Source organism: Salinicola aestuarinus, from assembly GCF_003206645.1.
GTDB classification, from domain to species: domain Bacteria; phylum Pseudomonadota; class Gammaproteobacteria; order Pseudomonadales; family Halomonadaceae; genus Salinicola; species Salinicola aestuarinus.
The window spans coordinates 312,487-330,694 of sequence record NZ_PZJP01000006.1; the positions used below are offsets into that span (position 1 = coordinate 312,487).

General features: G+C 64.0%; 14 protein-coding genes. 1 reads left to right on the plus strand and 13 read right to left on the minus strand.

What is annotated here, in order from left to right:
* Positions 1-10: 10 nt before the first annotated feature.
* From DOM41_RS11145 to DOM41_RS11155, 3 genes are read right to left on the minus strand one after another with little or no spacing between them, the layout of a single operon-like run.
* A complete protein-coding gene (locus DOM41_RS11145) occupies positions 11-829 on the minus strand; it encodes an ABC transporter ATP-binding protein (protein WP_110686929.1) in 819 nt (272 codons plus the stop codon).
* Entirely contained in the window at positions 826-1,815 is a 990-nt protein-coding gene (locus DOM41_RS11150) for an ABC transporter substrate-binding protein (protein WP_110686930.1), read from the minus strand. The genes DOM41_RS11145 and DOM41_RS11150 overlap by 4 nt, the downstream gene beginning before the upstream one ends.
* Positions 1,816-1,874: 59 nt before the next feature.
* On the minus strand, positions 1,875-2,612 hold the full coding sequence (locus DOM41_RS11155; RefSeq protein WP_110686931.1) for a 5-formyltetrahydrofolate cyclo-ligase: 738 nt from the start codon (positions 2,610-2,612) through the stop codon (positions 1,875-1,877).
* Between the two features lie 216 nt (positions 2,613-2,828).
* Between DOM41_RS11155 and DOM41_RS11160 the strand changes: the two genes are divergently transcribed.
* Positions 2,829-3,680: a MurR/RpiR family transcriptional regulator gene (locus DOM41_RS11160; RefSeq protein ID WP_110686932.1), complete on the plus strand. Its 852-nt coding sequence runs from the start codon at positions 2,829-2,831 to the stop codon at positions 3,678-3,680.
* Positions 3,681-3,893: 213 nt separating this feature from the next.
* Here DOM41_RS11160 and DOM41_RS11165 read toward each other — a convergent pair whose 3' ends face one another.
* The 10 genes from DOM41_RS11165 to DOM41_RS11210 form a co-directional block, all read right to left on the minus strand.
* Complete coding sequence (locus tag DOM41_RS11165; RefSeq protein ID WP_110686933.1) at positions 3,894-4,082, minus strand: CsbD family protein; 189 nt, start codon at positions 4,080-4,082, stop codon at positions 3,894-3,896.
* A gap of 156 nt (positions 4,083-4,238) precedes the next feature.
* Entirely contained in the window at positions 4,239-4,517 is a 279-nt protein-coding gene (locus DOM41_RS11170; protein ID WP_110686934.1) for a peptidylprolyl isomerase, read from the minus strand.
* Positions 4,518-4,677: 160 nt separating this feature from the next.
* Positions 4,678-4,986: a glutaredoxin family protein gene (locus tag DOM41_RS11175; protein WP_110686935.1), complete on the minus strand. Its 309-nt coding sequence runs from the start codon at positions 4,984-4,986 to the stop codon at positions 4,678-4,680.
* Between the two features lie 96 nt (positions 4,987-5,082).
* Positions 5,083-5,661, minus strand: coding sequence for an EF-hand domain-containing protein (locus DOM41_RS11180; protein ID WP_110686936.1), 579 nt, complete (start codon positions 5,659-5,661; stop codon positions 5,083-5,085).
* 45 nt (positions 5,662-5,706) lie between these two features.
* A complete protein-coding gene (locus tag DOM41_RS11185) occupies positions 5,707-6,417 on the minus strand; it encodes a transglutaminase-like cysteine peptidase (protein ID WP_223160977.1) in 711 nt (236 codons plus the stop codon).
* A gap of 82 nt (positions 6,418-6,499) precedes the next feature.
* Entirely contained in the window at positions 6,500-8,422 is a 1,923-nt protein-coding gene (locus DOM41_RS11190; protein ID WP_110686937.1) for a bifunctional diguanylate cyclase/phosphodiesterase, read from the minus strand.
* 14 nt (positions 8,423-8,436) lie between these two features.
* Complete coding sequence (locus DOM41_RS11195) at positions 8,437-9,786, minus strand: TolC family outer membrane protein (RefSeq protein ID WP_157956913.1); 1,350 nt, start codon at positions 9,784-9,786, stop codon at positions 8,437-8,439.
* 62 nt (positions 9,787-9,848) lie between these two features.
* A complete protein-coding gene (locus tag DOM41_RS11200) occupies positions 9,849-11,246 on the minus strand; it encodes an HlyD family type I secretion periplasmic adaptor subunit (protein ID WP_157956914.1) in 1,398 nt (465 codons plus the stop codon).
* Complete coding sequence (locus tag DOM41_RS11205) at positions 11,236-13,443, minus strand: type I secretion system permease/ATPase (RefSeq protein ID WP_223160978.1); 2,208 nt, start codon at positions 13,441-13,443, stop codon at positions 11,236-11,238. Before DOM41_RS11205 ends, DOM41_RS11200 begins: the two co-directional genes overlap by 11 nt.
* 32 nt (positions 13,444-13,475) lie before the next feature.
* The coding region (locus DOM41_RS11210) for a VCBS domain-containing protein (protein WP_157956915.1) at positions 13,476-18,208 on the minus strand (4,733 nt) is incomplete at its 5' end.

An 18,208-nucleotide genomic window follows, 5' to 3' on the forward strand; every position in this document is an offset into this window, starting at 1 on the left:
CGGTTCACGCTCAGCCATCACTGCGTGCGCCTCCGACCCGCGAAGCGGTCTGGCCGGACGTGGCACCGTCGAACATCAGCGCCAGCATCTCCGCTTCCAGTTCCCGGCACTCGGCACTGGCCAGCAGCGACAGCGGTCGTTCCCGCGGGAAGGGAATATCGACCACGCGTGCGATGCGGCCCGGCCGGCCACTCATGACCACCACCTTGTCCGCCAGGAATATCGCCTCGTCGACGCTGTGGGTCACCATCGCGGTCGTCACCGGGCGTTGCAGCCAAAGTCGCTGCAACTCCTCGTTCATGCTCCGCCGCAGAATCTGGTCAAGCGCACCGAAGGGCTCGTCGAGCAGCAGGAGCTGTGGCTGACTCACCAGTGCCCGCGCGATCGCCACGCGCTGGCGCATGCCCCCGGAGAGCTGCGACGGTAGCGCTTGCTCGAAGCCCTCGAGCCCTACCAGAGCAATCATCTCCTGCACGCGGTCACGATCTGCGGGCGTGATGTGACCGATCACATCGAACGGAAAGCGCACATTCGACTCGACGCTTCGCCAGGGCAGTAGCGACGCTTCCTGAAAGGCGATCCCCAGCGCACCTCGTCGCTGCAGCGTCTGCGGGGACTCACCCCCGACGCGGAGTTCCCCGCTGCTGGGCTGATCGAGTCCCGCCAGCATCCTCAGCAGGGTCGACTTGCCGCAGCCCGAGGGGCCGATCAGTGCGATGAAACTGCCCGCAGGCACATCGAGAGAGATATCGTCGAGCGCCAGTAGCGAGCGCCCTTCGACATCGAAACGACGGCTGACGTGATCGATCTGCAGACCGCCGGATGTCACGACTCGAGCTCCGCCAGCAGCGACGTGTCAAAGTGCTCGCTCGAGGCGTCGATCCCGATGCGGCCGAGCGCCTCGACGCAGCGCGCGATATCGTCATCGGCCATCGAGAAGATGCCGTTGGGCGACTCGATCAGCGGCTGCTGCGCCTGGTTGAAGAAGATTTCATTGTCGATGGCGCGACCGTTACCGGCAAAGAAGCTGTCGGCGAACAGCGGCGGATAATGGGTCGGATCCCGGAAGTTCTCTTCCCATCCGCGACGGCTGGCGCGCAGCCAGGCCAGCAGATCTTCCCGCCGGGTTTCCAGCATCTGGCGAGTGACGACGAGCGTGTCGTTGAACACCGGAAAGCCATGATCGTGGAGCAGGAAGCTGACCGCCTGCTCGCCATGCATCTGGATCGTGTAGGGCACATTGGTGACGAAATCGAGCGAAGCATCGATCTCGCCCTTCAGCAACGGCGTGGGGTCATAGGCATAAGGAACGATGCGCACGTCGTCGGTGGACATGTCGTTGGCCTCCAGCATGGCCTCCACGGCCAGACGGTTGACCGGCGGCACCGCCAGCACCTTGCCCGCGAGATCCTCGGGCTTCTGGATCGGATTGCTCGCCAGACTGACGATGCCGGCGGGACTCTTCTGGTACTGGGCACCAATGATCACCAGCGGCGCACCCTGCTGCGTCACCGCCTTGAGCGTGCTCTCGACGGTGGTCAGCGCGACAGCCGCGCGATTGGAGAGCAGTGCTCCCTCCGGGATCACGTCCGGGCCCCCGGGACGATAATCCAGCGCCAGCCCCGCGTCGGCATAATAGCCGTTGCGCTGCGCCACGAAGTAACCGCTGAACTCGGCATCGTTGACCCAGGATGCCTGCATGGCGAACGGTGTGCCCTGCCCGTCCTGACCCATCGACAGGGCCGGCCAGCCCAGCGCGCCGGCCATGACGCCGGAACCCGTCATCTGTAGGAAACGCCGTCTGCTGAGCGTCATCGTTGGATCCTCACTGATTGTTTCTTGGTATTAACGCCAGAGCGTTCGGAAGAATGGGGTTACGCCAACCCCAGTGCCCGCTGCCATTCGCGCAGAGGCGGCATGGCATCGATGCGAGCCTGATCCAGGCGTCGCCAGTCAATGCGTAAGGGGCGGGGCGTTTCGCGGACGATCTCGAGTGTGCGCGTCTGCGTCGCGATGGCATCCAGCACGACATCGCGTTCGCTGGGAAAAAGCTCTTCCTCGACCACCTGCACGTCATGCACCAGCGTCCAGATGGGCGTGGCATCGTCGACGAGCCCCAGCTCGGCGAACAGCAACCACTCGAGGTCGAGGAAGCCATGGCCGCGGCCGAAACGCACGCCTTGTGTGGTCACCGCGGAGGCGCCGGTCACGATGGCGTCGAAGCGCCCCATCGCGCTCAGCGCTTCCAACGTCAACGGCTGACCGAAGTGTTCGAGGCCATCCAGCCAGGCCGCGAAACGTGCCTCGGATCGCGGCACCGACCCCGGCTTGATCCAGAAAAAGCCACGGGACATGCCGTGGGTCGAGACCACGACACTGACATCGGTCTCGATCAGGTGCTGGCGCAGCTTGCAAAGGCTGTTATCGGGCGTGACGAAGACGTGCCGGGCGCCCGCGAAGCTCGTGTCATCGAGACAACGCTGCGTGGCGACATCCGACCCGATGAAGTCGGGAATGAACTCCGCAAAGCGCATGTGAAAACGAGAGTCGGGAATCGCCACGGCCTGAAGTTGGCTCCAGATCCGTTCGCGAAGTGCGCGCTTGGCCAGCACTCGAGCGTCCTCAGGTTGTATTTGGAACTTCATGTTTCATAATAATGCTAACTTGAAACCCAAGTTTCCAAAAGATCGCGTCGTAAAAAAACGCTAGGCTCGTCGTCGCGTGGCCGACCCTGACCCGACGATCCGCGCCGAGACGGCTAGCGAGAGGCGGCTGACCGTCGAATCGCCACGCGTGATACCTGTACTGCCCTGAAGACGGACACGGAAATGTCAACGAGATTGGTCCTGGCCATCCAGGAACATTACGAGCGCCTCTCTCCTAGTGAGCGCAAGCTGGCAACGCTGCTGCTGGACCGAATCGACGATATGCTCGCCTACTCAGCCAAGGAGATGGCCGACATGGCTGGCGTGTCCAAGGCCACCGCGGCTCGCCTGTTCAGAAGCCTCGGCTACCGTGACTTCAATGAAGTGCGGCTGCAGGCGCGAGAGGAGCGCAATCGTACCCAGCCCTTTCGCAACGCCCCCTCGACCGCTCAGACGCCATCGCCGGCGCGAGGGCTGACCGTCTCGACCCACCTCCAGATGGAAACGGACAGCCTGGCCCGCACCTTTGAAGTCACACGTAACGACACGCTGTCGAAGGCCGCCGAGACGCTCGCCACGGCGCCCCGCGTCTGGTTGCTCGGTCAGGGGCTGGATCAGGGTTTGACCTACTACCTACGCCCGCTGCTGAGTCGTATGCGCACCGATGTCTTTTGCCTGGGCGCGCAAAGCGGGCTGTGGGCAGAGGAGCTGGCGATGCCCTCCCCGCGTGATGTCATCCTGATGGTGCTGTCACAGCACCGCGCGCCGATTCTCGAACGCATGATCGAGCAGCTAACGCTGTCACGGGTACAGATCATCTCGGTAGTGGACGTTCGCAACACGGCCTGGGCCAAACGCTTTTCACAGAGCGTGCTTTCCTGCTACAGCACCGGCGGTCCTTACGGCTACTCGGCCATGAGTCTCGTCAGCATGCTGCATCTGCTCGCTCATGCCACGGCGGAACAGCTCGGTGACCGCGCCCTGCAGCGCACCCATCTGATCGACGATATTGCCGAGGAGCTGGATCAGGACTAGCGACTCCCGGGGTCGGGCAGTCAGTTGCCACGGGCCGGTTTGGCCGCGCGTGGCTAAGGGCGGTGATCAGCGGGGAAAATAGCCAGGGGACAAGGGACAAGCGAAACCCCAAATGGGTAGGCGCAAACGACAACGGCCCCGACGCGATGTCGGGGCCGTCCTCCTGCTGATAGCGCGGCAAGCTTGTGTTGCCGGCTTAAGAGATGCTGCGAATCACTTGCTGTTCTTCGCGGCGTCTTTCAGGTCGCCTTTGGCATTTTTGACGTCACCCTTGGACTGCTGGGCTTTGCCCTTGCCTTCGAGTTCGCTGTCTTTGGTCGCTTTGCCGGCGGCTTCCTTTGCCTTGCCCGCAACCTTGTCGACCGTGCCTTCGGCTTTATCGGATTTCGAATTCTGTGTCATGTTACTACCTCGCAGACGTAGGACTTCCTTTTCGCGTCGCGACCGTGAGGTCGGTGACGAGGCGCAACGAACCTGTCGTTACGCACCCTTCAGCATAGCTGCTCACACACAGATGCAAGTGCAGAATGCGTAACTTTTTCCTGTCCGGGCAACGGCTCAGCCGCGCGAAGTGACTTCCAGCAGGTGGTAACCGAACTGTGTCTTGACCGGACCCTGGACCTGGTTGAGCTCGCCATTGAACACGACCTCGTCGAACTCCTTGACCATCTGACCGCGACCGAAAGTCCCGAGATCGCCGCCCTGGCGGCCGGAGGGGCAGTTGGAGTGCTGACGTGCGACTTCGGCGAAATCGCTACCGTTTTCGATCTGCTGCTTGAGTTCGAGACACTGCTGTTCGCTATCCACGAGAATGTGGCGGGCGCTGGCCTGGGTCATGATCGACTCCTGAAAAGATGGCGTAAAAGCCACGGGTGAAAGAGCGCATATTCTACGTCAGGCAAGGGTCGGGGCAAGTCAGACCGCCAGCGCCGAGACCAACGTCGCAGACACGATTCGGCGACGTCGACGCTGGCCGGTACCGACGCGCCCCCGGCGCCTAGCTGCCGAACCGCGTTTCCAAATAGCGGTTGATGTCCGCCGATTCATACATCCACTCGGCGCCGCGATCCCCGTGGTCGATCCGTAGACACGGCACCATGGTGCGTCCGCCGCCGGCCATCAGCGCGTCGCGATGTGCCGGATCGCGCTGGATATCGCGTTTTTCGATGGGCAGCGCCAGCCGCTCGATCTGCTGGCGGACACGAACGCAGAACGGGCAGCGCTCGAAGTGGTAAAGCGCGAGTGCTTCGACCTCATGATCGATTTCTGCCTGTCGTTCGGGCGTGCGTTGGATCGCCTGAGGCATGTTGTGTCACCACCGTTGACGTTGAATGAATTGCGGGCGTAGCGAGAAGACCAGGCCAGCGAGAGGCAACGTGCTCAGACAAGACCTGGCGCTTGCTTACTCGGCGTCAATCTCATCTGCCGAGCCCGCACGTTGCTGCGCCGACTGATCGATGTTGGCGGCGTCCTCGTCATTGATCAAGACCGGCACCAGTACCGGAACCGCCGGCGGCAGCGAAAACGACGTCGGCGTGAGACCAGTGACCGGCCCCGGCCGATAGTCCTGCTCCGGTGTCAGCGGCGGCAGGCGGTAATCGTCGGAAACCGTAGGGCGTGACTCTCTCGCATCGCTCGGCAGCATCATCGTTGCCTGCACCAGTGGCGTGCCGAACGCCTGGCGAAACTCACGCGGCGAGAGCCGACCACTGCCGTCGAGATCGAGCGTATGCCAGTTTCCCCCGAGGCCGAGCGGCTCGAGTTCCGTCGGCGAGAGATAGCCGTCTGCGTCCCGATCGGCCGCGCTGAACGTGGCATTCGCACTGATTTCGACCGGTCGCTCGCTGCTCGGGCGCTCAACCACGACGTCGCGATCCGTCGACTGACCGGCACAGCCGGCCAGGAGCAGCGCCATCGGTAGCAGCGGCCAGCCGGACCCTCGGCCCTGGCGGGCCGACGCGCGTTGTCGTTCGTCACTCATCGTCGCTTCCTCACTACTTTCTGTACCGATAGCGCCACGCGCAGCTTAGCGCCGCGGATCGCGCAGTGTCTTGTTCTCGAGGCGCTGCTGCCAATCCTGCCATAGGCTCAACCGGCTGGCGTCGCCCACCTGCCTGCCCGCGTCATCCAGCTTGCTGATCCAGAGATGGCTGCCATTGAAACTGTAGATCGGCGTCAGGTCGCGTCGGCTACTGGCGGGCTCGAGCGTCTTCACGATGTTATCCAGCACCACCGGCTGAGCGCCCGGAGACGGCGTCCATGTCACCACCATGTGGAACTGGTCGAACGGAATGTACTTGACGTAGTGCAGTCTCAGCGCATCGTCCGGCACGCCGAGCTGGAGTAGCGTCAAGTACTTCGCCATGGCGAAATCTTCGCAATCGCCCGCCCCGACGCCAAGGAACTCCAGGGGTGTCGCCCAGTAGTCTTCGACGTGCCAGATATCGATATCGTCGACGAAACGGAGCTGGTTGAAGAAGGCATTGACGCCGGCGAGCTGAACCTCGACCGGTTGCCCGCGCATCTGCTCGACGAGCTTCGGCCACTGCTGAATCCGCTGCCAGCCCGCCTCGCCATAGGTCGATACCGCCGCCGACCGCGATGGCAGCTCCGGCGCGGAGACGGCACCGATCGCGCCGAAAGGCCCTCCGGCGAGGCCGAGAGCGCCGAGTAGACAACACACGGCCGCCCGCCGCCGCCAGCGACGCCCGAGCGCCGCAGCGGTTGGGAGATTCATGGCGCCCCGTGACGTCGCGCGGGGGGAAGGACGGAATCCGCTCGCGTCGGACGACTGCATGCCGGGCTGACAGGCGTCACCCTCACGACTCGGCCGTCAGCGGCGCGATCGGTGCCAGGTAGCCCTGATAGCCATCCGCGCCTACCGCGGCCATCCGCTCACGCTGAGCGTTGGACTCGACGCGCGTCACGATAACCCGGGATCCCACCTGATGGGCCGCCATGCAGAGGCTGCGCAAAAACTCGGCGTCGACCTCGTCGCGGGCGAAGAAGCCCTGATCGATCTTGAGATAGTCCGGCCGCAACCGCGCCAGATACGCCATCGCCTGCAGGTTGCGGGCGAACCGGTCGACGCCGCAGCGCATGCCGAGTCGATGACCGAGGCGGAAAAGCGCCTGCACGGTGTCGATATGTTCGAGGGCGACCTCCTCGCTGACCTCGATGTCCAGTTTCGCCGTCAGCGTGGGATGCATCTCGAACCAGTCGGTGAGTGCTCTGAACGTCTCCGCGTCGGCCAGTGAATCCGCCGTCAGATTGATCGCGAGTCGGCCCTGCCAGCGGATGCGCTTGTCGGCCAGGCTCTTCAGCACCGCCAGGTCGAGCCTCGCGCCCATCCGGAAGTGGTTGATCACGGGCAGGAAGCGATAGGCCGGATGGACCTCATCGCCCTCCCGCAGCCGAACGAACACCTCTCGGTGCAGCTCGCTCTCGTCGGCGAGCAGCACCGGCTGGGCGACCAGACTCAGGTCTCTCGCCTCCAGCGCCTGGTCGATGACCTGGCGCCACGCCTGTCGCCCTCTCACCGCGAGTGCATTCTCCGGGCTCACCACTACCCAGCGTTGACGCAGCTCGATCGCTTCGCGCAGTGCACTGTCGGCCCGCGCCAGCAAGCCCTCTCGATTCATGCCGGTATCGCGTAGCACCACACCCGCCCGGGTGTGCTCGACACGGCTCTCCGACAGCGGGTTGGCGTCCACGCTGTCGTCAATGCGATCCAGCATCTCTCCCAGCCAGCGCTCGCGAGCGGCATCGTCGACGTCCGGCAGCAGTAGCGCAAACTCTTCCGCCGATAGCCTCGCGGCCTGCACCTCCTGGCCGCCGATCCTGGCCACCTTCAATACGCCACCGATGGCCCGGATGGCCTGATCGCGGGCCTCGAAGCCGTCCTGGCGGTAGAGCACCTGAAGGTGGTCGATTCGTAGAATGGCCAGCGCCCCGCCCACCGGGGCCGCCAACCACTCGTCGAGCACCCGGGCGAGATAGGCGCGGTTACCAAGCTGGGACACCGCGTCCTGCTCGGTGAGACGCTGGAGCCGCACCACCTGCTCTGCCTGCTGGTCGAACTGCGCGTTGAGGCGCGCGCCGAGCAGGTTGACCGATTCGGTAATGCCCTGCAGCTCACGAACGCGACTGGCCGGCAGTGGCTCGTCAAAGCCGTCGATCTGCATGTCGGATAGCCGAGTCGAGAGCCTGTTGAGGGGCCCCAGCAGGCGTTTCACACCCACCGCGCAGAGCACCAAAACGATCAGCATGCCAACCGCCAGCCACAGCAGCAGCGTCAGCGCCAGCGACCAGAGCTGGTCGTAGGCCTCAGCACTGTCGGACTCCACAATGATGGTACCGAGCGCCGACCAGCCGCCGCTGATCTCACGCTCGCTGTCGGTATCCGGCAACGCGATCATTTGCTGGAACCAGCCCGGCGTGTCGCTGTCTCGGGGATTGGCGACCACCAGAGGCGTGTCGCGGCCCACGGCATCGAGCTGGAGGCGGCGCACGCTGCCACCGTCACTCACCGCCCGCATCAGCGTCTCGGCGCTGGTCCAGTCGCCGATCTCGACAAACGGCACCAGCGACAGGCTCAGCGCCTGGGCCAGATTATCGACGGTGACCTGCTGGCGCTCCGCCAGCGAGTCTCGAGTTTGATGCACTTCGATACCGAAGATGCCCGCTGAAAAAAGCAGCAGCAGGCCCAGCATGATCGCAACCGATCGGCGAAACAGACTCATGGGACGGTCTCCGTTTAGCCGCGCGGGCGGTCGTTGGCCGCCGGCAGGGGTGGGTAACGATCGCCGGGCTCTCCCGCGAGCGCCACGTTGACCTCGAGGGTATCGAGTAACTGCCCGGTGGCCGACAGCAGCCGGTAGTTGGCCCGGCGCAGCGCGAATTCCGCCTGGACCTCTGACTGCTGGGCATCGAACAGCTCGGTCTCGCTATCGAGCATGTCGAGTAGGGTGCGGCGACCGATGTCGAACTGTTTGCGATAGTTGACCCGCGTCTGCTGAGTCGCATCGACGTACTGCGACAGGTAGCCGATCTGACTGCGAACGTAGTCGCGCGCGTTCCAGGCCAGGCGCAACTCGTCACGGATCTCGCGCAGCGAGCGGTCGCTGTCATAGCGGACCGCCCGCAGTGACTCTTCTCGAGCGCGCATCTCGGCCACGTCGATGCCGCCTCGGTAGAGGTTCCAAGACATCACCAGGTCGGCGTTCCAGTCGTCGGCCTGGTTACCCTCGAAGTCATAGTCGCGGCTCGCCAAACGGCTCGCCTCGGCCCGAAACGTCGGCAGAAAATCGCCGCGTTCGGCGGCGACCTCGTGCCGGGCTGCGGCAATGGAATAGGATGCCGAGATCACCAGGGGGTTCTGCGCCGTGGCCATGGCCATCGCGGCATCGAAATCGGCGGGTACCGCAGACATGTCGACGTCACCCGGCAGGGTGAGATCTCGCGGGCGCGCGCCCACGTAGCGCACGAAGCTCGAGATCGAGTCGTCGAGGTTATTGCGCGCCGCGATCAGACTGGCCTGCGCCTGCGCCATGCGCCCCTCGACCTGCGTGGTGTCGGTGGTGGTACCGACGCCGAGATCGCTACGCCGACGAATGTCGGCAGCAATTCGCTGATGGGTCTCGACGTTGCGCTCGGCGAGTTCGAGCAGGCGCTGACGCAGCAGTACGTCGAGGTAGCTTTCGACGGTGACGAGGCCGACCTGGTTGGCGGCGGCGGCAACCTGCCAGCGCTGATAGTCACTTTCGGCGTCGGCCTGACGGATGCGCTCGAGCGTGGTGTTGCCATCCCAGATCAGCTGAGAGAGCGTGATCTGCGCGCGTCGATAGTCATGCGGTTCGCTGCTCTGCCGGATGCCGTCGTTTTCGGTCTCGTTCTCGCCGTAGCCCACCCGCGTCTCGACATCGACCGACGGCAGATAGGCACCGCGCTCGGCTCGCGCCTGTTCGAGATTCTGCTGATAGCGCGCCATTTCGGTGCGCGTGGTGGGGTACTCCATGACGGCCCGCGTGACCGCATCGGCCAGCGTCTGCGCCTGCGCGCTACCGGCCAGCGCCGCCAGACCCGCTCCCAGAATCCACTGTCTCATAGTGCCGCCTTCTCTCTCATTGCTCTGCCTCTCGCGCCGCTGCGCGGCATGGCCTGATCTGCTCATCGCTCGCGCATCGCCGACTGCTGAGCGCGCAGAATCGGCTTGAGCAGATACTGCAAGATAGTTTGCTCGCCGGTGATGACATCGACGGTGGCCTGCATGCCGGGAATGATCGTCAATTCGTCGTCATTGGGCCCGAGATGGTTGCTGTCGGTCCGTACGGTCACCTCGTAATAGGTGTTTCCCTTCTCATCCTCTTCGGTGTCGGGGCTGACGCGCAGCACCTCACCGCGAAGACCGCCGTAGATGGTGAAGTCGAAGGCGGAGAGTTTCACCGTCGCCGGCTGCCCGGAATGGATGAACCCCACGTCCCGCGGGGCGATGCGCGCCTCGACCAGGAGCTTGTCCTCGATCGGCACGATTTGCATCAGGCTTTCGCCCGGGTCGATGACGCCGCCAATGGTAGTGACGTTGATCGACTGCACGCTGCCGCGCACGGGCGAGGTGATGAGCGTTCGGTCGACGCGATCCTGCAGACTCACGCGCCCTTGCTGGAGGCTGTCGAGCTTGCTGCGCGCCTCGCTCAGGCCATCCGCCGCCCGGGAGGAGAACTGGGCCGCGACATCGCGGCGGCGACTGATTGCCTCCTGCAGCTCCGACTGCTTGGAGGGAATCGAGAGCTGGGCGGATTCGAGCTGCCCCCGCTGATCGTTGACCTCACGCTGCAGGTTGATCAGATCCACCTGGGAGACTATCCCTTCATCGACCAGCGGGGCCGTAATTCCGAGCTGCTGACGCGATAGCTGATAGCTTCGCGATAGCGACGCCACGCGAGCGCGAATCTCATCAAGCTCCTGCTGACGCTGCTGTACCTGCGCGCTGGCCTGATCAATCTGCGAACGCAGACCGCTAAGACGCGCGTTGTAGGCATTCTGCACGGCAGAAAAGACATTCTGACTCTGCTCGCGGAAGTCCTCGCTGAGCGGCAGCGGCTGAGTGGAGACGAGCACCTGGGCGCGCCAGTCGTCGGCATCGGGATTCAGCGCTACCGAGGCCAGCTCGGCCTGATACTGCGCCACCGACGCCTGCAGGCCGGTCAGGGTGGAGTTACGCTCCGCCAGATCCGAGGTGGCCCGCGTGGGGTCGATACGCGCCAGCGGCTGGCCAGCCTCGACAATGTCCCCTTCGCTGACCGAGATCTCGCGTACGATGCCACCCTCCAGATTCTGTATGGTCTGGAGGCGAGACGAGGGGACGACCTGCCCCATGCCGCGGGTGACCACCTCGACGCTCGACACCCCCGCCCAGACCAGAAACGCGATCAGCATGGCGAGCACCACCCAGATCAAAATTCGCGAACGCCAGGGTGTCGCCTGCAGCGTCGCGGCGCTGGCGTCATCGGCGAGTTCCAGCTCCTGGGACGAGGGACGGGGCCACTTGCGCGGGTTATCCGCCATGACGCGCCTCCTGCGACGCGGTCGCGGGCGGCTCGGGGTCCGTGGGCGCCTGCACACGGCCCTCGTTGAGCGCCTTGAGCACCGTCTGCTTGGGCCCATCGGCGATGAGTCGGCCGGCGTCGAGCACGATCACCCGGTCCGCCACCTCGAGCATCGAACTCTTGTGGGTCACCAGTACCATCGTCTGGCTGCGCGGCATGTCGCGCAGCGTGCGACGCAGCAGCGCCTCCGCCCGGTTGTCCATGTGCGAGCCGGGCTCGTCGAGCAGCAGCAGCGACGGATGCGTGAGGATCGCCCGCGCCAGCAGTACGGACTGACGCTGACCACTGGAGAGCAGCCGGCCGCCCTCACCCACTTGACGGTCGAGCCCGTCCGGATCGCGTCGGGTGAACTCGCTCACTCCGCTGACGTCGGCGGCACGCTGAATCGCCTCCTCGGCGGCGTAGGGTTGCCCCAGAATAATATTGTCACGGATCGAGCCGAAAAAGAGCGCACTGTCCTGTCCCGCAAAACCGATGTGCCGCCGCACGTCGGCCGGATGGATCTGATTGATATCCAGCCCGTCGATGCGAACGCTGCCATCGGAGGCGCGGTAGAGTCCGCTCATCAAGCGCTGCACCGTGCTCTTGCCCGCCCCCATGCGGCCGATGATCGCGACACGCTCACCGGGTTCGATGCTAAAGGAGACATCGCTCAGCACGGCCGGCGACTGATCGCCGTAGCGGAAGTCGACGTGATCGAACTCGATGCGCATGCTGAGTCGGTCGCGATGGACGTAGTTCTTGTTCTCTTCGACCTCGTCCGGCAGCTGCATGATGTGATCGATCGCGGCCATGGCACTGCGGGTCTGGCCGAACCGCGTGATCAGCAGCGCCGTCTGCGCCAGCGGCTGCAGGGCCCGCCCGGTGAGCATGACCCCCGCAATCAGGCCGCCCATCGAGAGCTGCGCCTGGCCGATCAGGTAGACCCCCACCACGACCAGCGCCACCGTCGAGATCTGGTTGACCGACATCGTCAGCGACGACACGGATGTCGAGAGATTCCGGCTTCTGACTCCCCACTTGGCGATCTCGCCGACCGCTCGTTCATAGCGCCGCTGCGTTTCTCCCTGCGCGTTGGCGAGCTTGATGCTCTCCAGGCCAGCAACGCTCTCTACCAGTCGGGCGTGCTTTTCAGTGGCGAGTCTTGAGCCGAGTTCGATCGACTGCTTGAGCGGCCACTGGATAGCGATGGCGTAGCCGATGAGCACGACCAGCGCGACGATCGGCACGATGACCAGTGGTCCGCCGATGATCCAGACGACGACCAGAAACAGCAGCGCAAAGGGTAGATCCACCAGCGTGGTCATGGTCATCGAGGTGAAGAAGTCCCGAACCGAGTCGAACTCCTGCAGGTTCTTGACGAAGGCGCCGACCGAGACCGGTCGCGCGTCCATGCGCAGGTTCATCACCTTGGCGAAGATCTTTGCCGACAGCAGGATCTCCGATTTCTTGCCGGCGGTATCCAGAAACCAGGCGCGTAACTGACGCATCAGCAGGTCGAAGCCAATGATGATCGCCATGCCGGTGGCCAGCACCCAAAGCGTATCGAACGCCTGGTTGGGAACCACCTTGTCGTAGACGTTCATGGTGAACAGGGGGGCCGCGACGGCGAACAGGTTGAGCAGCAGCGAGGCGAGCAACACGTCACGATAGATCGGCGTCGAGAGCTTGAGCGTCGACCAGAACCAGTGCCCCTCGGCCAGTTTGACCGTCTCCGGCGCGCGGGCATCGAATCGGTGCTCGCGGCGGACGTAGGCGATTTGACCGGTGGCCTGTTCACACAGGGACTCCATGGCCACCGTCTCGGTGCCGTCCGCCTCCGGCAGGTAGACCGTCGCCTCCTTGCGCTCGGGGTCACGTTCGAGCATGACCACCGCACGCCGCTCCTTGAGCACGACGATGCACGGCAGCAGGATGTCGGCCACGCGATCCGGACGCTGACTGACGAGCTTGGCCGAGAGGCCGGCGCGCGCGGCGGCACGGGGCAACAGCGACAGCGTCAGGCGCCCCTCGTCCAGCGGCAGGCCCGCGCTGATCACGTCCGGGGTTCGCGGGGTGCCGTGATGCCGGGCGAGAAAGACCAAAGACCCCAGAATCGGGTCCGCCTCCTTCTCGCCGATCGGTTCGGGGCGAAGCGGTGTCGGTTCTTCAGCCAAACCTGCAGTCTCCTGTCTTGCGACGGCCGTCCCTAGCCGTCGAAGTTCGTCTTGAGGTTGCCGTTATCCAGCAGTGTCTTGATGATCTCGGCATCGGAGCCGCCAAGTGTGGTCATGTCCATGTTGCTGAACACGACCTTCTGGGTGACGGCGCCATCCGGCCCGTCGGTCTTGATCTCCAACGTCGAACCGTTGCCGCTAGCCTCGCCCGGCGCCCCTGCCGCTTCGCCCTTGACGAAGTGCAGCGAGGCACTGAGATCCTGCTCCTGACCGCCCCCCAGGTCCAACATATCGGACAGGTCGAGCACGTCGCCGCCTCTGCCCGCGGTGAAGTCGGTCACTCGGTCGATCGCGGGGGCGTTGGCCTTTCCCTGATCGCCACGCATCCAGGCGAAGGTGTCGGTACCTGCGCCTCCGGTGAGGATGTCGTCACCCGCGCCGCCCTCGAGTCGGTCGTTGCCGGTGCCGCCTTCCAGAATGTCGTTCCCCGCCCCACCGTAGAGGCGATCATTACCCGAATCACCGAGTAGAACATCGTCGCCGGCACCGCCGCGCAGCAGGTCATTGCCTTCGCCACCGGTCAGGATGTCGTTACCTTTCCCGCCGATCAGGACATCGTCACCCTTGCCCCCATTTAGCCTCGTTGCCGTGTCGTTGGCGATCAGTGTGTCATCGTTATTCGTCCCATTGAGGGTCTGGCCTCGCGAATAGTCGACGGTCACCGCAGCGGTATCCGCGTTGCCGTCACTGTCCGTGAGCGTATAGCTGGAGGTCAATGTTGGCGAACGATCCGCCGCGTTCGCGTAGCCGAGTTTCATCGACAGATCATAGTTTTCCGCGCCGAACCCCAGCAGGCCATCTCTGACGTTGTGGACCTGGATGACGTAATCCTGACTGCCGCCACTGTTATTGGTAAACGTGCCACCATTGGCGAGCCCGCTGTCGTTGCCTCCCTCCGCTCTGTAGGACAGCGCGACGCCTGCAGCAGCGGTCGTGGACAGGGTTAGCGACTCGCCAGCGCGCAGCGACACTCGCATGGTATCGGTGGCGTTACTACCGAATCCGAAGAGCAAATTCCCCCCCGCCAGATAGCCCCGCACGACCGTTGCCGCCGAGTTGGCCGTCTGCCCCGCGGTCGAGAAGCTACCTCGATCGAGAGTGAAGGAATCGACGTTGCGTTTGTCTTGCGTCTGCATGGACGCGGCTGTGAAGTCGGATGCGCGATCCTTCCAGCCCGTCGTCAGGGTCAAGCCTTGGGTGGTTGCCGTCGTCCCCGCCTTGACCGTGTCATTGGCGAGCAGCACGTCGGCACCAATGGTCAGACTGGGGCTCAGAATATTGGTGATGATGTGGTCATCACTCGCCACTGTCACCCCGCTCTTGACGGCGATATTCATGACGCCATTGGCGGTATCCCCATCAGCGTCACTCAAGGTGTAGCGAATGGGGTCGGTGCCGTAGCTGCCGGGCTTCGCGATATAGCGATAGCTGCCATCATCCATGTCCATGACGAGCTTGCCGCCCAGCGCCGTGGTCAGGCTCAGGGAGTGCGTGGCGTTGTCGACGGTGAACACAGCCGCGCTCGACGACGCGGTAATGGCACCGCTGCTCTCGTCGTAGCGGTATGTGACGCCATCGACGATCAGACTCTGCACATAGCCGCCGTCGCCGCCGAAGGAAGAGAAACCATGGGCGGCACCATCCAACAGCCCATCCTGCAGCAGGGGCATTTTGACCGTGCTGTTGACAACCTCTGACAGCGCACCAAAGTCCTTGATCACGATGGCATCGGTGTTGTCGCCGGTGCGGCCGTCATAGGCAATCGGGTTGAGATAGGCCTCGTTGACGTCACCGCCCATGCCCAGCGCCAACGAGTCGATCCCGTTCGCATGGAGGAACGACTGCCATGCTGCGGCTTCGTTGGCATCGATGCCATCGCCAAGCGCAGCGGACGTCGCCGCGCCATCATTGAACACGTAGTGGCCGTTACCCACCGGCGTGTAGACGTCCGGGTAACGACTGGAGAGCGTCGGCGCACCGTCGGAGAAGAAGTACGACACGTTCTGTACGTCACCGGTGAGCTTACCGTCGCCGTTCCAGGCGGCCTGGGCGTTGCTCAGGGCGTAGTCGTAATTGGTGCCACCATTCGCCTGGAGTGCGTCCACGGCCTTGAGAGCCTCTGGCACCGTCATCCAGTGTTTGGGCGAGTTATCGAGTTGATCGGAGAATGGCGCCAGCGCCACCTTGACGTTGCCGATGTCATCGTAGCGGCCGAGCATGTCGCGGATCGAGTGCTGCAGTACCTGCAAACGGGACTGCTCGACGCCATCGACGGTGACTTTCTCGTTCATGCTACCGGAGGTATCAAGGATCAGTAGCACATTGGTACTGATCGCGCCTTGAACGAACGTCAAATCGTGGGTCTGGGCAACCGGCGAATCGTCCTCGACGGTCACACCAATCGTTGAACTCGCCGTCAGCGTGCCATCGCTGACCTTGACGCCAAGATCGAATCTCAGCGTGTCCTCGCCGCTCTTCGGATGATCGATGCCGGCTTTCAGCGTGATCTGATAGTCGCCGTTGGCATCGATGGTGGCGCGAATGATCTCCTTGGTGCCGACCGAACCGACCAGCGTGCCGCTGTCGCTGCCAGTCCAGGTAATCGCCTCGCCACCTGAGGTCAAGGCTGCCGTCGGCGCCGTCAGCGTGTAGTCAAGTTGATCACCATCCACATCGCTGGCAACGATGCGGCCGCTGGCGGTCGCCGAGTCGGTCGTATCCGACGTGCCCTGCGTGTCCGGGACTCCTCCCGGCAGCCCCTCTTCGGAGACGGTGACGGTAGCACCCTGACCGGCGATCACGGGGGCATCGTTGATCGCATGGACGGTCACCGGGATCGTCACGCTGGTCGTCGCGGTATCGCCATTGCTCGCCTCGATCGACGTGACCGACACGCTCAGGTTGATCGTCCCATTGTCATTCGCCGCCGGTTTGAGCGTCAGCGAGTTGAGGTTCCAGCCGTTCAGGTCGACGCTGGCACTGACGTTGCTGCCGACGACGGTGTGGCTACCGTCGCTCAGCGTAGCCCCCGCGGGAAGACCGCTCAGCCGGATTGCGCCGAGCGTCTCCGAGCCGTCGGTATCCGTCAACGCCGTGGCGATTCGGGAGAGATGAATGACAGAGTCTTCATCTCCTTCGTTCATCGCATAGCGCTGGTAATAGCCATTACCCTGGCCGTCGCTGCCGAGCAGCCCCGAGTGATTGACGTTGGCGGCATCCAGCGCGCTGACGTCCTGCATCAGCACGAAGTTACTCGTATTCAGCGCAACCGCATTGCCCCCGTCGACGCCGACGTCGAGCGAGTAATTTCCCCGCCCCGCTTGGTTGTGATGATAGAGATCGAGGGTGTAGTAACCGCTGGCGGCGGGCTGGTAGCTACCGGCATACTGGCCCGCACTGCCGCCCCAGGTTCCCTCACCGACCACATCACCGCCGACGAGGACCCGAATGCTGTCGTCGCCTCTGCCACTGAACGCGTAGGTCTTTCCCGCTTCCAGATAGACCAGGCCCGAGACATGCGTCCCGGTACCGGCGGCCACGTTGCTGTTGGCAGCGCCGGTGGTATTGCCGCTGCTGACGGGCGCGCCAGCGCCATCGATAGTCGCCTGCAAAGTGGCCGGGTCGGCACCGTTGCCGTTGTTCCCCAGCGTATTGATCGAGAACGTCTCACGCAGTAGCCCGGCGCCCGACGCGGTGTTCCCGCCCAGCGTGATCGACGGCGCATCGGCGACCGCCGTAACGTTGATGGTGGCTGTCGCCGGCGTCGGATCCCTGCTGCCATCGTTATCGACTGCCGCGTACTTGAGCGTGGTCGTGCCGGCCCAGTCGCTCGTGGGCTTGAAATAGACCGTGGCGTCACTGCCACTCGCGGCGACGGCGTCGCCCGCCGACAAGGTCTGTGTGCCCGCGGCGTCACGATAGAACGTGCCGTTGCCACCCAGACTCTCGATCTCGAAGCTGGCAACGTTACCGTCCGCATCACTCCCGGAGAGACCGACCGCGATCAGCGGTGACGGGTCTTCCCCGCCTGTGACGCTGACGTCCCGCGTCTCGGGAAGTTCATTGGTGCCGACGATCGTCACGGAGACGGTTTTGGTAGTGCCGTCTCGCGTGGCGACGGTGAAGTTCTCGACCTTGGTTTCACCGGCTGTCAGGTACTGCACCGCACTGTTTGCGACACTGTAATTCCACTCGCCGGTGGCGTTGATCGTCAGCGAGCCCAGCGTTCCGCTCGCCGCGGTACCCGGACCAGCCTCGAAGCCGGACTGACCGGCATCCGGGTCGACGGCCGTCAATATGCCGGAGGAGACCAGCGTGCCCGCTGGGGTAACGTTGACGTCTTCGGTGACGCTCCCCGTGAACACACCCGTGATGGTGGGTGCACTCTCCGTGCCGGTCACGGTAATCGTGACCGTCTTCGGGTCGCTCGCAGCCCCCCTGTCATCGATGGCGGTGTAACTAAAGCTCACGTCGCGGCTGTCACCAGCCGGCAGGCTGTCGAAGTCGCTGCCCGGCGTAAAGGTATAGGAGCCGTCGGCGTTGAAGCTCAACGATCCATTGCCCTGACCCACGCTACTGTCGAGCTGATAGTTCTCGATCGTGCCATCGACGTCTGTCGCCGCCGGCACTTGGCCGGTCAGCACGGCGTTCTCTTCCGTGGTCTGGGTATCGGCCACGGCCACCGGGGCATCGATGGTCCCGGTGA

Bases quoted from the DNA above. Each gene is read 5' to 3' on its own strand.
- DOM41_RS11150 (WP_110686930.1), bottom strand. From the start codon at position 1,815: ATGACGCTCAGCAGACGGCGTTTCCTACAGATGACGGGTTCCGGCGTC.
- DOM41_RS11160 (WP_110686932.1), top strand. From the start codon at position 2,829: ATGTCAACGAGATTGGTCCTGGCCATCCAGGAACATTACGAGCGCCTC.
- DOM41_RS11165 (WP_110686933.1), bottom strand. From the start codon at position 4,082: ATGACACAGAATTCGAAATCCGATAAAGCCGAAGGCACGGTCGACAAG.
- DOM41_RS11170 (WP_110686934.1), bottom strand. From the start codon at position 4,517: ATGACCCAGGCCAGCGCCCGCCACATTCTCGTGGATAGCGAACAGCAG.
- DOM41_RS11175 (WP_110686935.1), bottom strand. From the start codon at position 4,986: ATGCCTCAGGCGATCCAACGCACGCCCGAACGACAGGCAGAAATCGAT.
- DOM41_RS11180 (WP_110686936.1), bottom strand. From the start codon at position 5,661: ATGAGTGACGAACGACAACGCGCGTCGGCCCGCCAGGGCCGAGGGTCC.
- DOM41_RS11185 (WP_223160977.1), bottom strand. From the start codon at position 6,417: ATGAATCTCCCAACCGCTGCGGCGCTCGGGCGTCGCTGGCGGCGGCGG.
- DOM41_RS11190 (WP_110686937.1), bottom strand. From the start codon at position 8,422: ATGAGTCTGTTTCGCCGATCGGTTGCGATCATGCTGGGCCTGCTGCTG.
- DOM41_RS11195 (WP_157956913.1), bottom strand. From the start codon at position 9,786: ATGAGACAGTGGATTCTGGGAGCGGGTCTGGCGGCGCTGGCCGGTAGC.
- DOM41_RS11200 (WP_157956914.1), bottom strand. From the start codon at position 11,246: ATGGCGGATAACCCGCGCAAGTGGCCCCGTCCCTCGTCCCAGGAGCTG.